This window comes from Streptomyces sp. UH6 (assembly GCF_013421635.1).
GTDB lineage: Bacteria > Actinomycetota > Actinomycetes > Streptomycetales > Streptomycetaceae > Streptomyces > Streptomyces abyssomicinicus.
Genome location: NZ_JACADT010000360.1, coordinates 1 through 5321, shown reverse-complemented (window position 1 = coordinate 5321; position 5321 = coordinate 1). Strand labels below are relative to the sequence as shown.

Sequence of the window (5321 nt, the reverse complement as noted above, 5' to 3'; positions counted from 1 at the left end):
CATCGGCACCGCGGACGGGCCGACGGCGATCACCCGTTACTGAGCCGCCGCCGGGCGGCCGTCACGGGGTCGTGCGGCGGCTGTTCTGGGCCAGCGACAGCAGGTGGTCGGCGAGCGCCTGGCCGCCGGTCGCCTCGCGGCTGATCAGCAGCAGGGTGTCGTCGCCCGCGATGGTGCCGAGGATGTCGTGCAGCTCCGCCTGGTCGATGGCCGAGGCGAGGAACTGCGCGGCCCCGGGCGGGGTGCGCAGGACCACGAGGTTGGCGGAGGCCTCCGCCGAGATCAGCAGCTCGCCGGAGAGCCGCCGCATCCGCTCCTCCTTGGCGGACTCCCCCAGCGGCGCCCGGGGCGTGCGGAAGCCGCCCTCGCTGGGCACCGCGTAGATCAGCTCGCCGTCGGTGTTGCGGATCTTCACCGCGTTCAGCTCGTCGAGGTCCCGGGAGAGCGTCGCCTGGGTGACGCTCAGTCCGTCGTCGGCGAGCAGCTTGGCCAGCTGGCTCTGCGACCGCACCGGCTGCCGGTTGAGGATGTCGACGATCCGGCGGTGCCGTGCGGTGCGGGTCTGCGGCACGGCGGGCCCGCCCTGCTGCTCGTGGTCCTGCGCCTGACTCATCGTGTTCTACGTCTCCGGATCCGGTCGTCCGCCCTCAGCGGGCTGTGGCATCGGCCGTGGCGAGGATGCCGGGGAGCGCCTGGAGGAAGGCGTCCGTCTCCGCGTCGGCGAGGGTCAGCGGGGGCATCAGCCGCACGACGTCGGGGGCGGGCGCGTTCACCAGGAACCCGGCCTCCTGGGCCGCCTGCTGCACCTGCGGTGCGAGCGGCCCGGTGAGCACGATACCCAGCAGCAGGCCCTCGCCCCGGACGTGGGAGACCAGCGTGCTGTCCAGCGCCTCGATCCCGGTGACCAGCCGCTCGCCCTGCCGCTTGACGTTGTCGAGCAGCCCGTCGTCCGCGATGGTGTCCAGGACGGCGAGGCCGGCCGCGCAGGCGACCGGGTTGCCGCCGAAGGTGGTGCCGTGGTGGCCCGGCCGGAACAGCTCGGCGGCGCGGCCGAAGGCGACGGTGACGCCCAGCGGCAGACCGCCTCCGATGCCCTTGGCGAGGGTGACCACGTCGGGCAGCACGCCCTCGTGGGCCTGGTAGGCGAACCAGTTGCCGGTGCGGCCGACGCCGGTCTGCACCTCGTCCAGCACGAGCAGCGCGCCGCTCGCCGCGGTGATGGCGCGGGCCGCCTTGAGGTAGCCGGCCGGGGGCACGACCACGCCGTTCTCGCCCTGGACCGGCTCGATGACCACGATGGCGGTCTCGTCGGTGACGGCGGCCGCCAGGGCCTGCGCGTCGCCGTAGGGGACGTGGGTGACGTCGCCGGGGAGCGGGAGGAACGGTTCCTGCTTGCCGGGCTGACCGGTGAGGGCCAGCGCGCCCATGGTGCGGCCGTGGAAACCGCCCTGGGTGGCCACGGCGTGGCGGCGGCCGGTGAGCCGGCCGAGCTTGAAGGCGGCCTCGTTGGCCTCGGCGCCGGAGTTGCAGAAGAAGACCCTGCCGTCCCGCCCGAACAGTTCCAGCAGCCGCTCGGCGAGCGCCACGGGCGGCCCGGCGACGAACAGGTTGGAGACGTGGCCCAGTGAGGCGATCTGCCGGGACACCGCCTCCACGACCGCCGGGTGGGCGTGGCCCAGGGCGTTGACGGCGATGCCGCCGACGAGGTCGAGGTACTCCTTGCCCTCGGCGTCCCAGACCTTGGCGCCCTCGCCGCGGACCAGCGGCAGGCGGGGGGTGCCGTAGTTGTCCATCAGGGCGCCGTTCCAGCGCTCCGTCAGTTCGGCGTTGCTCACGACTGCCCCTTCTCGTCGGCGACGGCGGGCCGGTCGGGCACGACCATCGTGCCGATCCCCTCGTCGGTGAAGATCTCCAGCAGGATCGAGTGCTGGACCCGGCCGTCGATGACGCGGGCGTTGCCGACGCCGTTGCGCACGGCGTGCAGGCAGCCCTCCATCTTCGGCACCATGCCGGAGGACAGCTCCGGCAGGAGTTTCTCGAGCTCGCTCGCGGTGAGGCGGCTGATCACCTCGTCGCTGTGGGGCCAGTCCTCGTAGAGCCCTTCGACGTCCGTGAGGACCATGAGCGTCTCGGCGTCGAGCGCCGCAGCGAGTGCCGCAGCCGCCGTATCAGCATTGACGTTGTAGACATGTCCGTCGTCCTGGGAGCGGGCGATCGACGAGACGACCGGGATCCGGCCGTCGGCCAGCAGCGCCTCGATGGCGCCGGTGTCGATCGCGGTGATCTCGCCGACCCGGCCGATGTCGACGAACTCGCCGTCGATCTCGGCGAGGTGCTTGGTGGCGGTGAGGGTGTGGGCGTCCTCGCCGGTCAGGCCGACGGCGAGCGGGCCGTGCTCGTTCAGCAGGCCGACCAGCTCGCGCTGGACCTGCCCGGCGAGCACCATCCGGACGACGTCCATGGCCTCCTCGGTGGTGACCCGCAGGCCGGCCTTGAACTCGCTGACGATGCCGTGCCGGTCCAGCGCGGCGCTGATCTGCGGTCCGCCGCCGTGCACCACGACGGGCTTGAGCCCGGCGTGGTGCAGGAAGACGACGTCCTGCGCGAAGGCGGCCTTGAGCTGCTCGTCGACCATGGCGTTGCCGCCGAACTTGATGACGACGGTCTTCCCGCGGTGGCGGGTCAGCCAGGGCAGCGCCTCGATGAGGATCTGGGCCTTGGGCAGGGCGGTGTGCCGGCGCGTGGGGCCGCTGCCGTTCTTCCCGGTCGTCGTCATGAGGAGTACGCGCTGTTCTCGTGGACGTAGTCGGCGGTGAGGTCGTTGGTCCAGATGGTGGCCGTCTCGTCGCCGGCCGAGAGGTCGGCGACGATGTGCACCTCGCGGTAGCGCATGTCGACCAGTTCGCGGTCCTCGCCGACGCCGCCGCCCTTGCAGACCCACACGCCGTTGATGGCGACGTTGAGCCGGTCGGGCTCGAACGCGGCGCTCGTGGTGCCGATGGCGGAGAGCACGCGGCCCCAGTTGGGGTCCTCGCCGTGGATGGCGCACTTCAGGAGGTTGTTGCGGGCGATCGAGCGCCCCACCTCGACGGCGTCGGCCTCGGAGGCGGCGTTGACGACCTCCACCTTGATGTCCTTGCTGGCGCCCTCGGCGTCGCGGATCAGCTGCTGGCCGAGGTCGTCGCAGACCGCGCGGACGGCCTCGGCGAACTCCTGCCGGTCCGGGGTGACCCCGGACGCGCCGGAGGCGAGGAGCAGCACGGTGTCGTTGGTCGACATGCAGCCGTCGGAGTCGACCCGGTCGAAGGTGACGCGGGTGGCGTCGCGCAGCGCCGTGTCGAGGACGGCGGGCTCCAGGTCGGCGTCGGTGGTGATCACGACGAGCATGGTGGCCAGGCCGGGGGCGAGCATGCCCGCGCCCTTGGCCATGCCGCCGACGGTCCAGCCGTCCTTGGCGACGACCGAGGTCTTGTGCACGCTGTCGGTGGTCTTGATGGCGATGGCCGCCTTCTCGCCGCCGTGCTCGGAGAGCTGGGCGGCGGCCGTGCCGACGCCCGGCAGCAGCTTGTCCATCGGCAGCAGGACGCCGATCAGCCCGGTCGAGCAGACCGCGACCTGGGCGGCGTTCAGGCCGAGGACCTCGGCGGCCTTCTCGGCGGTGGCGTGGGTGTCCTGGAATCCCTTGGGGCCGGTGCAGGCGTTGGCCCCGCCGGAGTTGAGGACCACGGCGGACACCTCGCCGCCCTTGAGGACCTGCTCGGACCACAGGACCGGCGCGGCCTTGACGCGGTTGGAGGTGAAGACGCCGGCGGCGGCCAGGCGGGGGCCGTTGTTGACGACCAGCGCGAGGTCGGGGTTGCCGTTCTCCTTGATCCCGGCGGCGATGCCCGCCGCCGTGAATCCCTTGGCTGCCGTGACGCTCACGGTGCGACTCCGATCGTGGAAAGTCCGGTGGTCTCGTCCAGACCCAGTGCGATGTTCATGCTCTGCACCGCGCCGCCCGCGGTGCCCTTGGTGAGGTTGTCGATGGCGGCGACGGCGACGACCCGGCCGGCGGCCGCGTCGTGGGCCACCTGCACCTGGACGGCGTTGGAGCCGACGACGGAGCCGGTGGCCGGCCACTGCCCCTCGGGCAGCAGGTGGACGTACGGCTCGTCGGCGTACGCCTTGGCGTAGGCGTCCCGCACGTCCTCGGCGGTGACGCCCGGCTTCACCTTGGCGCTGCAGGTGGCGAGGATGCCCCGCGGCATGGGCGCGAGGACCGGCGTGAACGACACGCCCACCCGCTGCCCCGCGACGGCGCTGAGGTTCTGGATCATCTCCGGGGTGTGCCGGTGGCCGCCGCCGACGCCGTAGGGCGACATGGACCCCATGACCTCGCTGCCCAGCAGGTGCGGCTTGGCGGCCTTGCCGGCGCCGGAGGTGCCGGACGCGGCGACGACCACGGCCTCCGGCTCGGCCAGGCCGGCGGCGTAGGCCGGGAACAGCGCGAGCGACACGGCGGTCGGGTAGCAGCCGGGCACCGCGACGCGCTTGGACCCCTCCAGCGCGGCGCGGGCGCCCGGCAGTTCGGGAAGGCCGTACGGCCAGGTGCCGGCGTGCGGGGAGCCGTAGAAGGCCTCCCAGTCGGCGGCGTCGGCGAGGCGGAAGTCCGCGCCCATGTCGATCACCAGCACGTCGGGGCCGAGCTGCTCGGCCACGGCCGCGGACTGCCCGTGCGGCAGCGCGAGGAACACCACGTCGTGCCGTCGGTCCCGGCCGGCGAGCACCTCGGGCGTGGTCTTCTCCAGCACCCGGTCGGCCAGCGGCAGCAGGTGCGGCTGCAGCGCGCCGAGCCGCTGTCCGGCGTTGGAGTTCCCGGTCAGCGCGCCGATCTCCACCTCGGGGTGCGCGAGCAGCAGGCGCAGCAGCTCTCCGCCCGCGTATCCACTCGCTCCGGCAACCGCCACTCGTACCGTCATGGGTCCTCCCTATCGATGGCACGACTATACGGTGGCCCGCATTTTTATGCAATGCCCTCATGGGCGCGCCCCGGGCTCCGGCCCAGGCCAGGGGGCCGCCTCACTTGGCGGCGGGGGCTCCCGGGCAGGTCTCCACCGCGGTGACCGCCGTGGCCTCGGCCAGCGACACGCGCACCTCGCCCAGTTCCGTCCTCAGGACCAGCGTGCCGCCCTCCGCGCGGCCTGGGGTGCCGCACTCGGTGCCGGCCGGGGTCCTCACCAGGATGCGGGGCTTGTCCTTCCCCGGCCCGTACCAGGTGACCGCCACACCGGCCACGAGCAGCGCGCCGCAGGCCATGGTGAGGGCCACGCCGCGGCGCA

The 5321-nt window shown here is 73.0% G+C and carries 5 protein-coding genes and 1 pseudogene; all 6 read right to left on the bottom strand.

Features of this window, described 5'->3' with window-relative positions:
- Nucleotides 1–61 precede the first annotated feature (61 nt).
- Complete coding sequence (locus HW445_RS17605) at nucleotides 62–613, bottom strand: arginine repressor (protein WP_180221961.1); 552 nt, start codon at nucleotides 611–613, stop codon at nucleotides 62–64.
- A 34-nt stretch (nucleotides 614–647) separates the two neighbouring features.
- The gene (locus HW445_RS17600; RefSeq protein WP_180221960.1) at nucleotides 648–1835 is read right to left on the bottom strand and encodes an acetylornithine transaminase; all 1188 of its coding nucleotides are present in this window, start codon (nucleotides 1833–1835) and stop codon (nucleotides 648–650) included.
- Nucleotides 1832–2776: an acetylglutamate kinase gene (gene argB / locus HW445_RS17595; protein WP_180221959.1), complete on the bottom strand. Its 945-nt coding sequence runs from the start codon at nucleotides 2774–2776 to the stop codon at nucleotides 1832–1834. The genes HW445_RS17600 and argB overlap by 4 nt, the downstream gene beginning before the upstream one ends.
- On the bottom strand, nucleotides 2773–3924 hold the full coding sequence (gene argJ / locus HW445_RS17590) for a bifunctional glutamate N-acetyltransferase/amino-acid acetyltransferase ArgJ (RefSeq protein ID WP_180221958.1): 1152 nt from the start codon (nucleotides 3922–3924) through the stop codon (nucleotides 2773–2775). Before argJ ends, argB begins: the two co-directional genes overlap by 4 nt.
- Complete coding sequence (gene argC / locus HW445_RS17585; protein ID WP_180221957.1) at nucleotides 3921–4961, bottom strand: N-acetyl-gamma-glutamyl-phosphate reductase; 1041 nt, start codon at nucleotides 4959–4961, stop codon at nucleotides 3921–3923. The genes argJ and argC overlap by 4 nt, the downstream gene beginning before the upstream one ends.
- A 100-nt stretch (nucleotides 4962–5061) precedes the next feature.
- A pseudogene (locus HW445_RS17580) lies at nucleotides 5062–5321 on the bottom strand (hypothetical protein); the annotation flags it as partial.